Source organism: Magnetococcales bacterium (genome assembly GCA_015228935.1).
Classification (GTDB): Bacteria; Pseudomonadota; Magnetococcia; order Magnetococcales; family DC0425bin3; genus HA3dbin3.
In genome coordinates this window covers 1-14,494 of sequence record JADGCO010000043.1, presented here as the reverse complement: position 1 = coordinate 14,494, position 14,494 = coordinate 1, and the positions used below count along the sequence as shown (strand labels likewise).

Annotated in this window: 15 protein-coding genes; 5 read left to right on the top strand and 10 right to left on the bottom strand. The window is 53.8% G+C overall.

Annotated elements, in window-relative coordinates:
* Positions 1-432 precede the first annotated feature (432 nt).
* From HQL65_11505 to HQL65_11495, 3 genes are all read right to left on the bottom strand, one after another.
* Complete coding sequence (locus HQL65_11505; protein MBF0136858.1) at positions 433-1,194, bottom strand: hypothetical protein; 762 nt, start codon at positions 1,192-1,194, stop codon at positions 433-435.
* A 187-nt stretch (positions 1,195-1,381) separates the two neighbouring features.
* Complete coding sequence (locus HQL65_11500; GenBank protein MBF0136857.1) at positions 1,382-1,696, bottom strand: type II toxin-antitoxin system RelE/ParE family toxin; 315 nt, start codon at positions 1,694-1,696, stop codon at positions 1,382-1,384.
* Entirely contained in the window at positions 1,672-1,989 is a 318-nt protein-coding gene (locus tag HQL65_11495) for a type II toxin-antitoxin system ParD family antitoxin (protein ID MBF0136856.1), read from the bottom strand. Before HQL65_11495 ends, HQL65_11500 begins: the two co-directional genes overlap by 25 nt.
* Positions 1,990-2,313: 324 nt before the next feature.
* Between HQL65_11495 and clpB the strand changes: the two genes are divergently transcribed.
* Complete coding sequence (clpB, locus tag HQL65_11490) at positions 2,314-4,890, top strand: ATP-dependent chaperone ClpB (GenBank protein ID MBF0136855.1); 2,577 nt, start codon at positions 2,314-2,316, stop codon at positions 4,888-4,890.
* On the opposite strand, the gene HQL65_11485 is transcribed toward clpB, so the two are convergent.
* Complete coding sequence (locus HQL65_11485) at positions 4,887-5,531, bottom strand: hypothetical protein (protein MBF0136854.1); 645 nt, start codon at positions 5,529-5,531, stop codon at positions 4,887-4,889. The two genes, clpB and HQL65_11485, sit on opposite strands and share 4 nt — an antisense overlap.
* Positions 5,532-5,974: 443 nt before the next feature.
* On the opposite strand from HQL65_11485, the gene HQL65_11480 reads away from it, so the two are divergent.
* Complete coding sequence (locus tag HQL65_11480; protein ID MBF0136853.1) at positions 5,975-6,670, top strand: c-type cytochrome; 696 nt, start codon at positions 5,975-5,977, stop codon at positions 6,668-6,670.
* An 18-nt stretch (positions 6,671-6,688) separates the two neighbouring features.
* On the opposite strand, the gene HQL65_11475 is transcribed toward HQL65_11480, so the two are convergent.
* The 3 genes from HQL65_11475 to HQL65_11465 form a co-directional block, all read right to left on the bottom strand.
* Positions 6,689-6,937: a hypothetical protein gene (locus HQL65_11475; protein MBF0136852.1), complete on the bottom strand. Its 249-nt coding sequence runs from the start codon at positions 6,935-6,937 to the stop codon at positions 6,689-6,691.
* A 212-nt stretch (positions 6,938-7,149) separates the two neighbouring features.
* Positions 7,150-7,443: a hypothetical protein gene (locus HQL65_11470; protein MBF0136851.1), complete on the bottom strand. Its 294-nt coding sequence runs from the start codon at positions 7,441-7,443 to the stop codon at positions 7,150-7,152.
* Positions 7,444-7,673: 230 nt separating this feature from the next.
* Positions 7,674-8,210: a hypothetical protein gene (locus HQL65_11465; protein MBF0136850.1), complete on the bottom strand. Its 537-nt coding sequence runs from the start codon at positions 8,208-8,210 to the stop codon at positions 7,674-7,676.
* A gap of 168 nt (positions 8,211-8,378) precedes the next feature.
* Here HQL65_11465 and HQL65_11460 point away from each other — a divergent pair, with 168 nt between their 5' ends.
* On the top strand, positions 8,379-8,612 hold the full coding sequence (locus HQL65_11460; GenBank protein MBF0136849.1) for a hypothetical protein: 234 nt from the start codon (positions 8,379-8,381) through the stop codon (positions 8,610-8,612).
* Positions 8,609-9,154: a shikimate kinase gene (locus HQL65_11455; GenBank protein MBF0136848.1), complete on the top strand. Its 546-nt coding sequence runs from the start codon at positions 8,609-8,611 to the stop codon at positions 9,152-9,154. The genes HQL65_11460 and HQL65_11455 overlap by 4 nt, the downstream gene beginning before the upstream one ends.
* A gap of 92 nt (positions 9,155-9,246) precedes the next feature.
* On the opposite strand, the gene HQL65_11450 is transcribed toward HQL65_11455, so the two are convergent.
* From HQL65_11450 to HQL65_11440, 3 genes are all read right to left on the bottom strand, one after another.
* On the bottom strand, positions 9,247-10,137 hold the full coding sequence (locus HQL65_11450) for a hypothetical protein (protein ID MBF0136847.1): 891 nt from the start codon (positions 10,135-10,137) through the stop codon (positions 9,247-9,249).
* A gap of 30 nt (positions 10,138-10,167) precedes the next feature.
* Positions 10,168-11,367 carry a DNA cytosine methyltransferase gene (locus HQL65_11445; GenBank protein ID MBF0136846.1) on the bottom strand — a complete coding sequence of 400 codons (1,200 nt, stop codon included), beginning with the start codon at positions 11,365-11,367 and terminating at the stop codon, positions 10,168-10,170.
* 97 nt (positions 11,368-11,464) lie between these two features.
* On the bottom strand, positions 11,465-11,839 hold the full coding sequence (locus HQL65_11440) for a hypothetical protein (protein ID MBF0136845.1): 375 nt from the start codon (positions 11,837-11,839) through the stop codon (positions 11,465-11,467).
* A gap of 121 nt (positions 11,840-11,960) precedes the next feature.
* On the opposite strand from HQL65_11440, the gene HQL65_11435 reads away from it, so the two are divergent.
* Positions 11,961-14,432, top strand: coding sequence for a CHAT domain-containing protein (locus tag HQL65_11435; protein ID MBF0136844.1), 2,472 nt, complete (start codon positions 11,961-11,963; stop codon positions 14,430-14,432).
* The last annotated feature ends 62 nt before the right edge of the window (positions 14,433-14,494 follow it).

Genomic DNA, 14,494 nt, shown 5'->3' with positions numbered 1-14,494 from the left:
CCATGCTCTCAGATCCCGAGGAAACAGACGGTCACTTGCCTTTCGCAACCACCCATTTTGATTTCCGTTAAATAAACAACGTTGTCTTTCCCCTTTAATTCGTATTACAAGGTTCAATCACTTCAAACTTGCGGCTCATGCCCTTGGGAACCTGGCATAAACAATTTGAACAACGTATTGTTAATCAAGCAGTAACTTCCTGATGTGTATCGTGTAAACTGTTCAACTTATTTTTGCTAGACTCCTTAAAGTCAGAGTCTACCCTCTCTTCAAAGACTCGCTCCCCAGTGGTTGGCCAACCTTCCAAGACGGGATTTCCACCCACTTCGGTTACGCGACCTTGGCTAGCGGCACATATTTATTCCGAAACATAAACATTAAACAGATGAAACCGTTTTGTTTAATGTTCACATCCAATAACCGAGACCATGATTAGGACCATAAATCTTTTTCGATTATTTTCATGTTAGCATTTGTGTATGACATGTCTGGCTCGTGTTTTAAAGACCTAACCAGAATATTAAAGTCAGGCTTAGATGATGAATTCATATCGAACGTAATCAAACCAATTCCGCAAATTTTACATAACGCATCAAGCCTGGATCTATCTTCATTTGAAAATTGTTTAGGAACAACCAAATATACTCTATGACTAAAAAGTTTGTATGCACACGCTTGTCCAAAAGCAGTAATCAATTGATCAGTATTTGTCTTTATTTCAGCAGAAATAATTTCAGTTGTGAACTTGACTATATCGCTAGGTCTTGATTCTTTTTTTCCGATAACATCTGGAGTGCCCCATTTTTTTCCAAACAAATTCCTTCCAAGTTTAATAGCAGCCGTTACTTCTTCAAGTTCCACAAGGTAATCAGCAAACGGTTCATAAAAATCACTTTCAGGAACTCTTCTTTTTGCTTGTTCAATATCCGTAACATTAATTGGAACCTGCTGTTTATTTAATTCTTCTTGAAACTTAATAAAAATGAATAAACCTTTTTCAGGCTTGGAAACTTTATCCGAAAAAACGGCATCTAAATTCCAAATTGCGCCTCTAATTGTATTGTGATTAAGAGAAGGATCAATTTTGATAATCTCATTTTTTAATTCTGAAAATCTCTTTCCTTTATGGCTTTTATCAAGAATTTCCAAAGCCATCTTCCTGATTCTTTCTACTATACCAAGGTTCTCATCCATATTATCTTTCCTTTTCTCACTAGACTGGCATAACCATTTTTGCAGACGGAATGCGTTTTCTAACACGTGTAAACAAAGCAAACAATTTTGTCAAATGGCAAAATCTCGAATCCAGCAAAACCGCAGGTTTACAGGATGTCTGGATCAGCAAGCATGAGACAAAATGAACAACGAGTGAAAAGGGTGTTCACATGAACCCTCCCCGTCTGGCCAGTGTGGCAGTGTCGCGTGCGCCATGCAATACACGAACAATGACGAGTTCCGCTTCGGACACCGTGTAATAAATAGCATAGTTGCCCTCAAGTATTACACGCAGACCCGCCGCGAATTGGTTTCGCGCCGTTCCTGAGAGGGGAAACTCCAACAACAATCGGCTGGTATTCTCGATCTTTGCAAGCAATCGTGTTGCGGTTGCTTCCGAGGACTCAGAAGCAACAAAAGACCAAATTTCGGCAAGGTCAGCTTCTGCTGTGTCGGTCAGACGGAGGATGAGCGGGCTAATAGCTTCTTTCCTCGTTCAATGATGCGTGCCGCATCAAATTCTTTCACACGACCCGCCGCCACATCGGCCAACCCAAGGTCAATATCGGCCTTGAGTACGGCAAGTTCATGAAGATGCAAGGTGCGTTTCATTTTCCAGTCGCGCAGTGCTGCACGCACGACTTCGCTTGTGGATGCATAGTCACCACTTTCGACCGCATTCTTGATGGTAGCGGCCATATCGTTTGGCAAGGTGATGGTCACACGTTCCATCTTTAGCTCCCTTCTTGACAAAGGTTCAAAATCCCATGCCATCATGCTTTATCATACATGATACGCTGGTGCCAGCGAACCTCCAATTGCATTGTGTGGATCAATATTAAATTAAACTGTGGCCCGGGTGGGGCTTGCAAAACCCTCTTGACATGCATATGTCTTGAATGTCCTGGACATCTTGAATGTTTTGGACTTGTTTTGGACTTGTTTTGGAGTGAGTGTTCAACTCTCCTCCGGGCCTTGTTCGGGTTGTCGGCTCCGTTTTCGGGGCTTCGCCCCTGGCCCCCACCAGGGGGAAGGGCACAGCCCTTCCCCCTGGACCCCCTTCCCAGTCTTTCATAAGTTATTTTTTGGAGAACCACCTTGCGCCAGGAACGTTTGACCACCAAATCCCGGGAAGCCTTTGAAAACGCCCTTGGTCTGGCTGCCAGTCGCTCGCACCAGCAGATGGAGCCGGAACACCTGCTTCTGGCCTTTCTGGCCCAGCGTGACGGATTGACCCGTGCCATTCTGGAAAAGGTCAATGCCAATCCCGATTCCCTTGCACAAAATCTGGAACAGGCACTGACTGCCTTTCCCCAGGTGGTGGGCAGCGGGGCGGATCGGATCATTCCTTCGCGCCGGTTTCAGGCGGTGTGGGTGGATGCCGAACAATTGGCAACCCAATTGAAAGATGACTACACCTCCACAGAACATTTTCTGCTGGCCATGGCCCGGGAAAAAGAGGGCAAGGGGGGAGAGTTTTTGCGGCAGACCGGGGCCACGGAAAAAAATCTTCTGGTGGCCTTGCAAGAGGTGCGCGGCAAGCAGCGGGTCACCTCGCCGGATCCGGAAGGAACGTTTCAGGCTTTGGAAAAATATGCCCGGGATTTGACCGAGCTGGCGCGGCAAAACAAACTGGATCCGGTGATTGGCCGGGACGAGGAGATTCGCCGCACGATTCAGGTATTGTCCCGGCGGACCAAAAACAATCCGGTCCTGATCGGCGAACCCGGGGTGGGCAAGACCGCCATCATCGAAGGCCTGGCATTGCGCATTGTGCGCGGCGATGTACCGGAATCCCTGAAGGGCAAACGTCTGGTGGCCCTGGACATGGGTGCCCTGATTGCCGGGGCCAAATATCGGGGCGAGTTCGAGGAGCGCCTCAAGGCGGTTCTCAAGGAGGTCCAGGATGCCAATCACGGGGTGATCCTGTTCATCGATGAAATGCATACACTCGTAGGAGCCGGTCGCACCGATGGAGCCATGGATGCTTCCAACCTGTTGAAACCGGCCCTCGCCCGGGGCGATCTGCACTGCGTCGGAGCCACCACCCTGGATGAATACCGTCAACACGTCGAAAAAGACGCCGCCCTGGAACGACGCTTCCAACCGGTCCTGGTGGGCGAACCCAGCGTGGCGGATGCCATCTCCATCCTGCGCGGCATCAAGGAAAAATATGAGCTGCATCACGGGGTACGGATCACCGATGGAGCCATTGTCGCGGCAGCCACCCTGGCAGACCGGTATATTGCCGACCGGTTTCTTCCGGACAAGGCCATCGACCTGATGGATGAGGCCGCCGCCAGCATTCGCATGGAAATCACCTCCAAGCCCCGCGCCATCGATGAAATCGACCGGAAAATACTGCAACTGGAAATCGAGCGCACCGCCCTGACCCGGGAAACCGATCCCGCCTCCCGGGATCGTCTGGCCCATCTGGAACAGGAACTCGGCAATCTCAAGGAGGAGTCAACCCGTCTCACATCCCTGTGGCAAAAGGAAAAATCGGTTTTGACCGAAATCCAGTCCCTCAAGGAGACCCTGGAACAGCAACGGCAGGAACTGGAACAGGCCGTGCGCCACAATCTGCTCGAAGAGGCCGGGAAACTGCGTTATGGCACCATTCCGGATCTCGAACGCCGGCTCGCTGCGGCCCAGACCACCGCCAAAGAGAGCGAAAACCGGCTGTTGCGGGAACGAGTCGATGTTGATGACATTGCAGCCATTGTCTCCCGCTGGAGCGGGATTCCGGTGGCACGCCTGCTGGAAGGGGAACGAGCCAAACTGCTCCACATGGAGGCCCGTCTGGCCGAGCGGATTGTGGGACAACCCCAGGCATTGTCGGTCATTGCCCGGGCCGTGCGGCGGGCACGGGCCGGCATCCAGGATCCGAATCGTCCCCTGGGTTCCTTCATGTTCCTGGGGCCTACCGGGGTCGGCAAGACCGAATTGACCAAGGCCCTTGCCGAGTTTTTATTCGACGATGAACAGGCCATGGTGCGCCTGGACATGTCCGAGTATGCCGAACGCCACACAGTGGCCCGCCTGCTCGGGGCACCCCCGGGATATGTCGGTTTCGAGGAAGGGGGACAGTTGACCGAAGCGGTCCGGCGGCGTCCATACAGTGTCGTTCTCCTGGACGAAATCGAAAAAGCCCACCCCGAGGTGTTCAATGTTCTGCTCCAGGTGTTGGATGACGGGCGTCTGACCGATGGCCATGGACGGACCGTCAATTTCCGGCAGACCCTGATTGTCATGACCTCCAACATGGGATCCCACCTGATCCAGGAGATGACCGGAACCCAGGATCACGCCACCATGTCCAATCTGGTCATGGCCGAATTGCAGGGTTTTTTCCGGCCCGAATTTCTCAACCGCCTGGATGACGTGGTCATTTTCCACCGCCTGGCGCGGGAACAGATGGACGCCATCGTCACCATCCAGATGCAGCGGCTGCACACCCTTCTGGAACCGCACAAGATCACCCTGGAACTGGGTGAATCGGCCTGCAATCTGTTGGCTGAAAAAGGCTATGACCCGGCCTATGGTGCCCGTCCCCTGAAACGGGTCATGCAAAAACTCGTGCAGGACCCCCTGGCCGAAGGCATGCTGGCCGGACGGATCAAGGATGGGGATCACCTGCATGCCGAGGCGGTCGGCCATGAAATCCGGTTTTAGTGGGCACCACCCGACCCGAGCATGACGGCATCCACATGAACCACCATTTGTTCCATCAGGTTGAGGAGCAATGCCAGTCGTCTTTCCATGAGTTCCTGATGCCTGGTCATGCCGGCATCACTCCCGGCTGGACTTTTTTTGTGCCCCGCCGCCTGACCGGCGGTCCCTGTTTCCGTATTGTTCAACACGCCCTGCGTCAGTTCCTGCATTTGTTGGACGACCTCGCGCATGGTTTCGCTGTGTTCACGCAGCAACTGCCGCCACTCGGCGGGGGATTCGCTCTGTCGCACCTTGGCCATTTGCATCCGCATGGCCTGGACCCGCTCTCCCATGTCAGCAAACGCCATGCTGATCGAATCCATGGAGTCGTTCGTTCCACCTGATCGATCTTCCCGTGCCTGACCGGACCGGTCCGGATGGTTGGTCTTTGTCGGCTTTCCGGCTGGTCCCTCGGCTTCGGATGGCCGATTGGGTTTGGCCGGCTTTCGGGCTGTTCCCTCGGCGGCAGCGGTGGCTGCCCCGTCAGCCTGCCGGTCGGGTTTGGCCGGCTTCTGGGCTGGTGGTCCCTCGGCAAAAGAGGTTGTCGTTCCCAGCAGGGCTGCCGCCAGGATCATCCGCAAAAAAAATCGACCGACCCGCATCACTCAAGCTCCTTGATCTCGGAATCCTGATTCCCAACGATCCTTCTTTTTGGTACAATGTCTGGTATAACGAAAAGGAGTTGCTCGTCAACATGAAACAAAAATTTTTGGTTTTGTTGGGATTCGTTTTCCTGTTCGGCTGTCAGGCTTCGCCCTATTCAGCCAATGAACTGGTCAACATGGCTGGTGATGCCGCAGATCTGCGCAACGATGCCAAGGCCGAAAAATATTACCAGGAGGCCCTGGAACAGGAACCCGACAATCCCTTTGCCCTGTACAACCTCAGCCTTCTCTATCGCCGCAACAAACGTCTGGCCGATGAAGAAGCCATTCTCACCCGTCTTTTCGGTTCCGACATGTTCCCCAATGGCAGCCTGGAACAAGACAGCGAGGAAGATGCCCGCCGCCGCGCCCGGGGATTGAAGCCCTTGCGGGAGTTCATCATGGCCCAATGGATGACCAAGGGGGAATACCGGGATGCCGCTTTGGGCCTGCGCGCAGATTTGAAACGCGGTCGTGAGGTCTATTTTCAATATTGTTCCGAAAAATGCCATCAACCCGAAGGTTGGGGAAGCACGGATGGCAAAATTCCCCAGATTGCCGGCCAACACCGTACCGCACAGGTCAAACAAATGGCCGACATTGCCGCCAAAAACCGCGACAATCCCACCATGTTCCGTTTTTCCCTGCCTGACGAGATCGGTGGTTATCAGGCCATCTCCGATGTTTCGGCCTATATTGCCGCGTTGCCCATGAATCCCCAGAATGGCCACGGTCCCGGAACCGATCTGGACCGTGGCAAAAAAATCTACCACGACTATTGCCGTGCCTGCCATGGCGACCATGGCGAAGGCAAGCCCGATGACTACTACCCCCTGTTGCAGGGCCAGCATTATGAATACATGGTCCGCCAGATCGCGTGGATGAAAAACGGTAAACGCCGCGCCATTCACCCCCTCAAGATGAAACAAATCAGGTACCTGTCAGAAAAAGACCTTCTGGCGGCACTGGATTACATTTCGCGACAGACAGCCCCGTCGGTATTGATGGCCAAACCAGGCTGGAAAAATCCCGACTTGCAGGGACGGGAAAAACTCGCCGGAACCGCAGAGAAAATCAGCGGCGAGGGCTTGTTTTGACAGGGAAACACCCCTTTTTCATGCATAAAAGTCAAACGCCGACACGGCTCCATTGGGGGGCAGTTCGCTCAGGGTTTTTTCTGCCAACGTCTTGATGGCCCCCTTGACCGACTCCGGCACGGTCAGGGTCACGGTGTCGCCAGAAGAAAAAGCCTGCCTGATGACCTGGGCGGCCCTGTTGCCAACAGGTTGCGGAATGTTCCGGTCGGCAACGTTCCAGGCCTGGTTGAAAGGACGAACCAAATCACTCTGCGCTTGCACGTTCATGGTCAACCCCTGACTTGAGGAAATAACGTATACCTCTTATCCAGGTTGATCGGCATATGAACGGCCAGCAAAATCGAAAAAAATGCAACCCGCACAGAAAAAACGCTCAAGTCACAATACAGAACACAATACAGGGAAACGTCAGGACGGTTTCAGCTCTGGATGGCCACCCGTAAAACGGAAACAAAATGCCGAGATACGCCGGCAGAGCCTCAGGAATCATGAGCCAGACTGGCATGGCTGCCCAATCCCGTGACCGAACGCACGGCATCCGGAACAAAGCAGAAAGCCAACCCCCAAACCATGGCCAGGGTCAACAGCAACAGCAGCAGAATATCCCGCAACGACCGCAACCAATAATTTTTCCAGCCCGGAAAACAGGCCGTCATGGTGACATTCGGAACCTGCATGGCATCCTTGCATTGCGTCGCTGACATTTTCAGACTCCCCTGCAAAACGATTCTTCCTTGAATTCGGGTACTCCGGTAGGAATATACAATTTTCATGCCAAGCGCGCCTGGAGCCTGATCCTGATCTCGTCTGCTTCCGGGAATGGCCACCGGCAGTCGAAATCATGCAAAACCCGTCAATGGAGCGACAACAGGTCAGAGAGCCGACACCTGTTGCCCGTGGTCCGCCTCGTGGTTCGTGAAATATTGTTTTGTCAATGATCAAGGCCTTGTTTCAGTTGGTTACCTTGTTATTGCCTTATTGCCGACAGATATTCCCGGGTTTTTCACGCTTTTGGACGCTTGCCGACTGGTTCCATGGAACGTCCGGGCTTGTCATCCCGCCAGATGCAACGGATTTGATGGCCATCGGGAGCCGTGTAGGTTCCCAAGCCATTACGTTTGTCGCCGACAAATTTTCCCCGATAGACACCCCCATTGGGCCAGGTATAACACCCCTCACCTTCTTTGAGGTCCTGGACAAAATCCCCTTCGTAACGTCCCCCCAGGGGAAAGGTCATGACACCCTTGCCATGCATGCGGCCTTTTTTCCATTGACCGGTATACTGTCGGCCATCACGCCAGGTGAAAGAACCCTGTCCCTCCTTGCGACCATGCCGATACTGGCCCTTGTAGCGGTTGCCGTTCCTGAACAGGGCCTCGCCATAACCGTTGCGACAATTGCCCCGCAAACATTTGAAGTCGGACTCTTTGCTCCCCCTGGCGCGTTGCAGGCGACGCGACCAGCCGGCCCGGAGATCCGCCCGGATCGCCGCCGCAAACAAGCCAAAAACAATCAATAAAATTATCCAGATTGGATCCATTGCAACATGTTCCGGGTTGCCATTGTACCCCATCCGTTGTGCAACAGGGGGCGTTTCGGTGCGGATGGTCTCTGTTGCGAAGAGGGGCGAACAGGGTATCCTGGCGGGAGTGATCACCTGGAAGCGAGGAAAAAAGCAATGGATGAATCGCAGGCAAACAATCGTGTCATGCAGTGGGTGGATGGCGTTTCATGGCCAATATTGCTGGTGATTGCCCTCATGCTGGGCATGGCCCCGGTCCACCCGGAACCGCATTTGGTTGAAAAATTACGCATGCTCTCCCTGGGAACCTTGCACAAGCCCATCGACATATTCGATCTGATCATGCATGCCTCCCCCCTGCTGGTCATCGGGATCAAGCTTTGGCGGATGCATGCGCACCAGAAAGGGGCGGCGACATGAACATTGTGCTGATTGGCATGCGCGGGGCCGGCAAGACCAGTGTCGCACGCCGACTCTCGACCCTGACCCGCCGTCCCATCCTGTCAACCGATCTGCTCATTTCATATGAGCATGAAGGGTTGTCCATACCCCGGATTCTGGCCCGCAATGGCGGCAATTGGCGGGCTTTTCGCCAGATGGAACGCCAGGTGGTCGAAAAAGTCGCCAGAATGGACAATGTCATCATCGATTGCGGGGGCGGTGTGGTGGTTGACATCGGTGCCCAAGGCGAGGAAATCTACGCCCGGGAAAAAATCGACTTCCTCAGAGAACGCGGTCTGGTCGTCTGGTTGCAAGGCGATATTCGACGTCTGGTGGAAAAAGTGCAGGGAGATGCCAACCGTCCCTCTTTGACGACCCAACACTCCACCCTTGAACTCATGCAACGACGCCTCCCCTTCTATGAACAGGCCGCAGACCGGATCGTCCACATCGAAAACAAGACACGCAAGGAGTTGGCCGTGGAAATTCTGGCCCTGTTTCCCATGATTGCCACCCGCTGACCGGAAATGGCCTTGACCTTGCGGATATTGTCCCATTTCCGATATTTTAATAATAAATTCAGCATGATTAGAAACATCGAAGATGTCGGCTTCTATCGGGATGCCCGTTTCAACTCCGTCCAATTGGACCCTGTCACCATCACGCCCGCCCGAATCAATGTGGTTTTGCGCTCGACGTTGGCACCGTTCATCCTGGTATCAATATGTATTGCCGTCAGATCACTTGGTTGCCCTTGAAACTCTTTCCATATGGCATGGAGCAGTTTGATTTCATCGATGGACCATGGCCTGGGTGACGGGTTGTTTCTGGGGTCGGGAACGGTCCTGGGAAACAAATATATGCAGGGCGGAGGGAGAAACCGTCCACTGGGAAGTTTTATGCCACGCAAATCATTCTTTAATTTTGGACAAGGTCGTCCTGCCGTGCCGCACAGCATGTCCCAGATGATCAGTCCGTCCACTTTTTCTTTTTCTGCGATGAGTTTTCCGCCAATTCTGGTGTGGATTCCAGACCATGCATTATGTTGCGGATCCGAGCCAGGATTCTGACATAATGACCAGATAACAAACTCTTCTGCATTCTGTGGTCGTTGAAAAATCGTTGTATTTTGTCCATCAAGGCATCCCTTGGATTCAATTACCGACTGCGTACCGTCATCCATCGAAACCTGGTAGTCATGCCTGTCTCCAGCTCCGGTGAAAGAAAATGAGGTTATCCTGGATTTTTCTTTGAGATATCCCAAAACCTCATCAACAAACGAGCGTTTCTCAGCCATGGACGCAGACTGTGTTCCCCGAATGCTCTCAATGGCACTACGAAAGATACCAGATCGCCAGAATTCATCGTCATCAAGGCCATGAGATCCAATGGCAGGGGCCGCTCTGAGCAGATCATCCATGTAGGTTTCAATCCGAAGCCTCGTTTCAGGCAACAACCCACATGGAATTGAACCCACTTTGAGGGAAACTCGCTTGGTTCGCATCGTTTTCATGCGTCCTGTCTTTTGCAAACGTCATGCTGCGTCTTTACAAATGGATTGCCGTGACTGGTCCAAAATCGGTTCGACAATATGTGAGACAAGATGGCGGACCACGGGAACAGCAACCCCGTCACCGGCCAAATGGTAGGCATCGTTATATTTTATGGGGAGCATGTAGTTTTCCGGTAAACCCATTAAACGGGCTGCTTCTCTGGGCGACAATAAACGGGAACGTACCCAATCATTTTCCACAATAATAATTGTTTGGCGACTGGACCCACCTGTGGGAGTACGCAGACACCCAGCCACATCATCAAAACGAACCTCTGCTCTTTGCCTTTTGATTCCATTCACATCCTTTCTGGTTCTCTTGTAAAGTCCTCCCACCCTGCGAATGCCGGAATGCAGAGCCTCTTCCACCTTTTTTCGATTGATCGGTGACATCATGTCAAGCAACCGCATCGTTTCTGTTTGAGAATGCCAGGTCACACCAACTGGTTCGTGTTCAATCAGGTCGGCAAAAGTTGTGCGACGTTCATGTGGATCGGCGAGGTTCCACCATATCCACTTGGAGCAGGTTTGCCCGGATATCACGTCGTAAGCATGGTTAAGAGTACCTGGATGCCATTTTGGGTTGGGTCCGTCAGCAAAGAGAAAGCCAGGAACTGCAACTTCGTGGTCAACAGCAAGAATGAATAATCTTGGTCGGCTTTGCGGCAGAAAATGCACGGCATCAATCACCAGTGGGCCAAATTTATATCCACCATCTGCCAAGGCACCCAGGATTGACGCCAGATCTTCCCCTCTGCGAGAAGTGATCGTCCCGTAGACATTTTCAAGCACAATCAAGCGCGGAGCGCGATTTTCCCGGCGAAGACTCAGCATCAAATTCCAAAAAGGCCAGAATGTTCCAGACCGGGTCCCGCCCAATCCAGCACCAGACCCGGCCAGGGAAAGGTCCTGACAAGGAAATGATGCCCAAACCAGATCGGCACATTCCGGCAATTGCGATGTTTCAACCGTCGCCACATCGCCCACGACATAAGAGCCTTCGTCTCCAAAATACCTCCGGTAACAGGCAGCCTTCATTGCGCTGATGTCGTTGGCAAACAGGCATGTCCAGTCGGGTCCGATACCGATTCTCGCCATGCCACCACCAGCAAAAAACTCATAAAAGGTGCGAGATGGTGCCTGGGCCAAAAATCTGTTTCGAGATTCAACGGAATATGACATTGGCCTCCTTATGGTGCATCGTGGACGGATCATGCAAAGGAACCATGACCGGACAGGATGCTGACAATGTCGAAACCTGGACAATGGAAATCTGTCATCATCCACCCTGGACCCGCTGCAAAATCCGGTCAAGGCGCACGATCAACCGCGTGGCTTCCTGGTGAAACCGGGCAGGGTCCGACTGATGCAGAATGGCATGCAACCGGCACAACAGACGGTGCGACTCTCCCAGACAACCCGCCCCGGCGGTGACCAGTCGGGAGACCAGGGCTTCATCCAGAGTCTCATCCGGGATTGTTGATCCGGCCTGCTGGTGATACAAGGCACTCTGCGGTGCCACAAACTCCAGAAAAAATTTTTCCAGGGCCACGCAATGTTCCTTGAGTCGGGTTGGATCCTGTTCCGTGCGGCATCGTTCAAGAAGGCGTGCCCAACGCTCCACCGGCACGGTCAAACCGGGAAAAATGGCCATGGATCTGGAACCTGAAAAGAAAACGTGGGAAAAAGGGAGACATTCTGTGGCATGATCACACCCTTGACCATACCGTGATCCCGGCCCGGGACGCAAAGAAATTCCAGGTGACCTGTTACCGATGCCAAACAAACTTTTTCTCTTCCCGCATTTTTTCTGGAAATTTCGTTCAGGATTCACGCCTGCCAGCCTCATGTTGTTGATGCTGATCAGCCTCTCCTGGCTTGGCTGCGCCACGGACAATGCCATGAGCATGCGCATTCTGGTCATGAGCCATCGCTATTCGCAGGCAGCGACCTATTTCGAGGAAAACCTGAGCCTGGAGAGTGCCGACATCGGTACACTCCAGGACCTCTGTCGGGCCTACTACGAAATGAAACGGTATGAGGCCTTTCAGCGCTGCTCGGACCTGTATCTGGAGCGGGTTCGTTCCCAGAAAACGGACGAACCCCTCTTTTTCCCGGGCGATGACGTCCCCACCTCCCGGGAATTGATGGCCCCTGTCCTGGTATGGCGAGCCTTGACGGGACTGGAAATCGGCGATTATTCCCAGGCCCTGGTCTATTCCCAGGAAATTTTGAATCTCCTGCAACGCGAGCCTCCCACCCCGGATCGGGATCGCTGGCTGGCCCAGGCCCATCGGGTGGCCGGGGTGGCCGAGGCCCTGCAAGGTCACCGGGCCGAAGCCCAACATCACCTGAGAAAACTGGAAAGTCTCATTCCCGTGCAAACCAGTCCGGAATTGCAGGCCGCCTTTCATACGGCATCCATCCAGATCGGCATGGCCTTGAAGGATTATGTGCAGGTGCGGGAGGCCATTGAAGAGTACGATCGTGTCCATACCATCGAAGTCCTGATGATGGCCGCCACCTGGGTGAATCCGCTCCAGGGTGCCCTGAGTACCCTGTCGGAAATGGGACGCCGGGGCATGGAAGAGCAGAGTGGTGCCTGGCTCGTGACCCTCCCCCGTCGGTTCATGCTGGCCCGGGCCTGCCTGGAGACCGGTGACCTCTCCTGCGCCCGCAAAACCTTCGATGCCCTGCTCCTGGATCCCCGCATGCCCATCTTGTCGGATCTGTTCTGGATGGCCCTGTATGACCGGGGTCGTATCGCCATTCTCGACAAACGTCAGGATCAGGCCATCGGCTGGTGGGGACGTGCCATCGAAGCCATGGAGGCCGAACCGATCCCTTTTCACGGCTCGGTGTCGGAAACCGGCATCACCGGGGATCGACAGGAAGTCTACCGGCAATTGATAGCCATTCTGTATCGCCAGGGTGAGTTTACCCAGGCCTTTGGCGTTGCAGAACGTGCCAAGGCCCTCGCCACGACCGACCTGCTGGCCCGTTCCACCCCTCTGCGGGGCATCCGCCCCAACCGTTCCAACCAGGTCAAGCGGTTGCTGACCACCCTGGCGGAAATCAACGATCAGACCAGCCGGCGGGATGGTCGGCGCACGGCAGCAGAACGGGAACGATTGCATAAAAATCGCACGCAGCTTCTGGAAAGGTTAAGCGAGCTGGATTTTTCCCTGGCCGCCAGTCTGGGGGCCAGTCCCCTGACCCTGCCCCGCATCCAGGAACAGCTCCCCCTGGATGAAACCCTGGTTGTCTTTCATCAATACGCCCCCAAAAATCTGCTGGCCTTTGTGGTCTCCCGCAATGAATTCCACTGCCTCAACCTGCCGGATGTCCAGCCGGAGGCCCATGTCCTGGCCCTGCGTCAGGCCCTGAAATCTTCATCCGGCGAGCAGTGGCGTGAACCTGCCCGCAAATTGTACCGCAAGCTCTGGTCCCCCCTTCAGGAACGCATCAAGACCAGCAAGGTGACCATTGTCCCGCATGGTGCCTTGCTGCATCTCCCTTTTGCAGTTCTGCTCGACGACGACAACATCCAGATGATCGACCGGTATGAGATGCGCATGTCGCCAAGCGCCAATACGAGCGCCTATTTCCCTCTGGAAAAACGCGGCAAGGAAGGACGACTCGTGGCCTTCGGCGATCCCAAACGCCCTGCCGAAGAAAAACTTCCCCCTGTCCCCCTGGCCCGGGATGAAGCCCTCGCCATTGCCGTGGTCGTGGCCATGTCCGACGAACACCTCCAGGCCAAGGTTCATCTGGGTGACCTGGCCACCAAAAACACCCTGAAAAATCTGGAAGAAGGATATCGATACATCCATCTGGCCATTCCCCTGGGCCTGCGTCCGGCGCATCCCCTGGACTCTGCCATTCTTTTGACCCCCGATCCGAACAATGACGGTCGCCTCACCGTCAGGGAGATGTATGACATGGGCCTGGATGCCGATCTCTTGACACTATCCGCCACCGATCTCCCCATGGCCCCCAAGGATGATGGCGAGGCCATTGCCACCCTGATGCGGGGTCTCCTCTTCGGCTTCGGCAACACCGCCATTTTCAGTTTATGGCGCATGGAACCTGAATCGTCCCTGCTTTTTATCCGGCGCTATTTTCAATTCCTCCGGGAAGACGGTGACAAGCGCGCCGCCCTGCGCCATACCCAGATTGCCCTGCGCAACGAAGAGCGTTCCCATCCCCACTATTGGAGCGGTTTTCAAATGGTTGGCTTGCCATAAGAAAAAAGTATCTATTCAGAACCCTTGCAAAAAAAGGATTTGATACAAAAGACTTTGTTGGG